Here is a 3,911-nt window from a genome sequence, read left to right as displayed (position 1 = left end):
GACTACGAGGACACGGCGGGCTCCGACGTCGTCGTCATCACGGCGGGCATCCCGCGCTCGCCGGGCCAGACCCGGATCGACCTCGCCGGCGACAACGCGCCGATCATGGAGGATATCCAGTCCTCGCTCGACGAGTACAACGACGACTACGTCTCGGTGACGACCTCGAACCCCGTCGACCTCCTGAACCGCCACCTCTACGAGGCGGGCGACCGCGGTCGCGAACAGGTGATCGGCTTCGGTGGGCGGCTCGACTCCGCCCGATTCCGCTACGTCATCTCCCAGCGCTTCGACGCGCCCGTCGGCAACGTCGACGCCACCATCCTCGGCGAACACGGCGACGCCCAGGTCCCCGTCTTCTCGAAGGTTCGCGTGAACGGTCGGGACCCCGAGTTCACGGACGACGAGAAAGACGAGCTCCTCGGCGAGCTGAAAGAGAGCGCGATGAACGTCATCGAGAAGAAAGGCGCTACCCAGTGGGGACCGGCGACCGGCGTCGCCCACACGGTCGAGGCGATCCTCCGGGACACCGGCGCGGTGCTTCCCTGCAGCGTGAAACTCGACGGCGAGTTCGGTCACGAGGGCACCGCCTTCGGCGTCCCCTGCAAGCTCGGCTCGGACGGCGTCGAGGAGATCGTCGAGTGGGAGCTCTCGGACGTAGAAGCGGAGCAGCTGGGCGAAGCCGCCGACAAGCTCGCCGAGCAGTACGAGAAGATCGCCTGAAATCGGCACAGAGATCGCTGCAGTCAGTACGGTTCTCTTCGGACCGCTTCGCAGACGACTGGCAGTCGACCCGCGTATTCGCGGCCGTCGAAGTCGAGGGTGGCGTCGACGGACCGCGGAGTGGCGTCGACGACCTCGTCGAACGTCGGGTTCACCGACTCGGATCCCGCATCGTCGAGTGACACCGGCCAGGTGACGATCGGGCCGATCTCGGCGTCGAACGCCGGCGGGTCCGTACCGCCGTCACGAACGCGATCCAGGTCGACCGCACCGAAGCCGATCGCGAGGGTCTCGGTCGGGATCCGCGTCCGGAGCACCCGAGCGACCGTCTCGCTCGCGACAGCCGCGGCGACGCCGGGCGCCCACTCGTAGACGTCGTAGACCCCGACCTCCCCGTGGTCGTATTCGACGACGACCGTCTCCCCGTCGTCCTGGAGTTCGAAGTCCCGATCGGGCATCCCGCCAACCGAGAGTACGGCCGCGCGGCCCAGTTCGTAGCGTCGCTCGTCGGGAGCGTCCAAAAAGCCGCTGGATAGCCTCGACAGCGCCACGTATCCGCCGCCGAGGCCGACGACGCCCGCGACCGCAAGGGACCGTCTCCGGCTTAGGGGCATACGGTGTACTTGTCGGCTGAGAGGAATAAGTCTTCTTCCGAGCGGTATCGCCGTTCGGTATCGACGAGGCCGTACGCTCTCGGGGCGGGGACGGATCGTCCAGCGACGTAAACCCGCTGAGAGGCGGCTGCAAGAGTGGGAACTGGCGCTACCGCCGCCTCGGTCCGGCCGAGGGTTCGACGTCCGGGGACGACGCGAGCGAGATGTCGGACGATCACCGCTTTCGGACCCGCAGCTCGACCGTCCCTGGATCGAGGCTCACCCGGATCGACGGCTCGAGCGACTCGGTGACGCGCTCGACGGTTACTCGCCGCGCCAGGGTTGCAAGCGTCAGCTGTAGTTCCGTCATCGCAAAGCGCATCCCGAGGCAGTGACGCGGCCCGCCACCGAACGGGAAGTAGGCGTACTCCGGGCGGCCTGCCAGCCTGGCGTCGACCAGCTCCTCGCCGTCGTCGGTCACCCACCGCCCGGGCCGAAACACCTCGGGGTCGTCCCACCACCGCTCGTCGCGGTGGACGCCGTAGGCGTTCAACTGGACTGTCGTGCCGGGTTCGATCCGGTAGCCGCCGAGGGTCGTCGGCTCGTGCGGCTCGCGGTCGAGGAACGGAAACGGCGGGTAGCACCGCATCGCCTCGCGGCAGATGGCCTCGGTCCAGACCAGGTCCTCGAGGTCGGCCGCCGTCGGATCCCGACCGCCGAGGACGCAGTCGAGTTCGTCGTCCAGGTGCTCGCGGGCCGCGTCGTCGCCGGCCAACAGCCAGCAGGCGTAGGTGAGCGCGGTCGCGGTGGTCTCGTGGCCCGCGATGAGGAAGATGAGCAGCTGGTCGCGGACCTCGGTCGGGTCGAGCTGCGAGCCGTCGGGCGCCTCGGCGCGCGCGAGCAGCGAGAGCAGGTCGTCGCCGTCGGCCCCCTCGCGGCGGCGCTCGGCCACCAGCTCCTCGACGAGCGCGGAGACGTCGTCGGTGGCCCGCCGGAACGCGCGCGCCCGCCGATCCGGCACCCAGGACGGCAGCAGCGCTCGGACCCCGAAGGTCGTAGCGTCGAGGTAGTCGCCCATCGCCTCCGCCCACCGGCGGACGTCCGCGGCGCGCTCGCCGTCGAGTTCGATGGCGAACAGCGAGCGCGTGAGTACCCGGAGGGTGAGCGCCGACGAGACCGTGTTCACGTCGACGACCTCGCCGTCCGCCCAGCCGTCGACGAGTCGCGCGGTTTCGGCGACCATCTCGTTGGCGTAGGCGGTTACCCGATCGGGGGTGAACGCCGACTGGAGCATGAGCCGCTGGCGGTGCCACTCGTCGCCCTCGGCGAAGAGCACCCCCTCGATCCCGAGGAACTCGCCGAACTCGCCCTCGAACTCGCCGCGCCAGAACTCGTCGCTGCGCACGAGGAGAACCTCCTCGACGAGATCCGGGCAGGTCACGACGACGAACTCCCGGCCGTAGGCTTCGTAGCGGGCCACGTCGCCGTACTCCGGGACGGCCTCCAGGAAGCCCACGGGATCCCGAGCGATCGACAGGGTGCTCCCGAGCAGTGGGAGCCCACGGGGGCCAGGCGGCGTTCGGACGGGCGCTTTGGCAGCGGTATCGTCGACCCGATTCGTCATCCCCTCGTCGCTCGCGGATCGCGCGTCGGTCATGTGCGGAGTTTCGATTCCGACTAACGTCGTCGTTCGTCCGAAGAGCTGAACTCTTTTATTAGTAGACCGAGACGGAACGACCGTGCAGTCGGCCGACCTGACCCTGCGGCTCCCGCCCGAGATGCAGCTGCCCGCGCCGGAGGCCGCCGAGCGGGCCTTCCATCGCGAGGAGCTACGCTCCTGGGCCGTCGACCCGGAGCGAGAGACCGTCCGCTTTCTCTCCCTGATCGTCGGCGACCGCGAGGTGCTCGGGAGTGCTGCCGCCGAACTCGACGTCGTCCAACGGTTCGACATCACGGCGGTCGACGAGGACACGTTCTACGCCTACGTCGAGATGGATCTCCAGGGCGCCAACGCCGCCCTGATGGGGTCGTTCGACGTTCCGGGCCTGGTTATCGTCCCGCCGATCGTCTACACCGGCCGCGAGCGGGTCCACGTCACCGTCCTCGGGGAGCCAGACGCGCTGGCCGTACTCCTCGATCGGTTCCCCGCGGAGATCGGCGTCACCGTCGAGCGGGTGAGCGAGCACCAGCGTCGCGCCGAAACGCTCGCCGGTCGGCTCACCGCTCGCCAGTTCGAGGCGCTCGACGTCGCCCGCGATATCGGCTACTACGACGTCCCGCGCACCGGATCGCTCGCCGACGTCGCCGACGCGCTCGACTGCTCCGAGAGCGCAGCCTCGAGCTTGCTTCGGAAGGCAGAGTCGGCGCTCGTGGACGCGGCACTGGCACGGTGAGGAGGGGGAGCGCACGGGCGCCGACCGCCGGCTGTAGCCTCGCGGCCCGCCCCGTTCCGGCGCCGGCGGTAAAGAACGCATTCAGGGGATCAACTGCTCGCCGTCGTCGTCGTAGATCGTGATCGCGTCGACCGGACAGGTGCGCGCGGCGAACTTCGCATCGAGTTCGGCGTCTTCGGGCACCTCGCGGGCGAAGACGCCG

The 3,911-nt window shown here is 69.3% G+C and carries 5 protein-coding genes; 2 read left to right on the top strand and 3 right to left on the bottom strand.

From position 1 onward, the window contains the following. On the top strand, positions 1-723 hold a 723-nt coding region (locus QZT59_RS16295), incomplete at its 5' end, for a malate dehydrogenase (RefSeq protein WP_290818756.1). 23 nt (positions 724-746) lie between these two features. On the opposite strand, the gene QZT59_RS16290 is transcribed toward QZT59_RS16295, so the two are convergent. Beyond that, complete coding sequence (locus QZT59_RS16290) at positions 747-1,337, bottom strand: hypothetical protein (RefSeq protein ID WP_290818755.1); 591 nt, start codon at positions 1,335-1,337, stop codon at positions 747-749. 214 nt (positions 1,338-1,551) lie between these two features. Next, complete coding sequence (locus tag QZT59_RS16285) at positions 1,552-2,973, bottom strand: cytochrome P450 (protein ID WP_290818753.1); 1,422 nt, start codon at positions 2,971-2,973, stop codon at positions 1,552-1,554. A gap of 82 nt (positions 2,974-3,055) precedes the next feature. Between QZT59_RS16285 and QZT59_RS16280 the strand changes: the two genes are divergently transcribed. Continuing rightward, positions 3,056-3,709 carry a helix-turn-helix domain-containing protein gene (locus QZT59_RS16280; protein ID WP_290818751.1) on the top strand — a complete coding sequence of 218 codons (654 nt, stop codon included), beginning with the start codon at positions 3,056-3,058 and terminating at the stop codon, positions 3,707-3,709. 81 nt (positions 3,710-3,790) lie between these two features. On the opposite strand, the gene QZT59_RS16275 is transcribed toward QZT59_RS16280, so the two are convergent. Continuing rightward, on the bottom strand, positions 3,791-3,911 hold a 121-nt coding region (locus tag QZT59_RS16275; protein ID WP_290818758.1), incomplete at its 5' end, for a ferredoxin.

Source organism: Halovivax sp. (genome assembly GCA_007119345.1).
Classification (GTDB): domain Archaea; phylum Halobacteriota; class Halobacteria; order Halobacteriales; family Natrialbaceae; genus Halovivax.
The sequence above is the reverse complement of the archived record's forward strand: the minus strand, read 5'-3'. Positions and strand labels throughout refer to the sequence as shown.